Source organism: Staphylococcus sp. AC872, from assembly GCF_979255425.1.
Genome location: NZ_CEEDKW010000060.1, coordinates 1 through 268, shown reverse-complemented (window position 1 = coordinate 268; position 268 = coordinate 1). Strand labels below are relative to the sequence as shown.

Genomic DNA, 268 nt, shown 5'->3' with positions numbered 1-268 from the left:
GATCATGACCGACGCCGAGTCGACTTCGCGCAAGAAGCGCATGGCGCCGCTGTGGTCTTCGGTGACGATCGATTCGGTGTGCTTCGACGAATACGCATCGATGTGGTCCATCGCCTCGTCGATGCCGGCCACCACCTTCACGGCCAGGATCGGGGCCAGGTATTCGGTCGACCAGTCTTCTTCCGTTGCCGCGACCAGGTGCGGATAACCGGCCAGGATCGCGAACGCTTCCGGGTCGGCGCGCAGTTCGACGTCCTTGGTCGCATAC

1 pseudogene is annotated in these 268 nt (G+C 63.1%); it reads right to left on the bottom strand.

Features of this window, described 5'->3' with window-relative positions:
- Positions 1–268, bottom strand: a pseudogene (gene proA, locus ACZ267_RS12925) (glutamate-5-semialdehyde dehydrogenase); the annotation flags it as partial.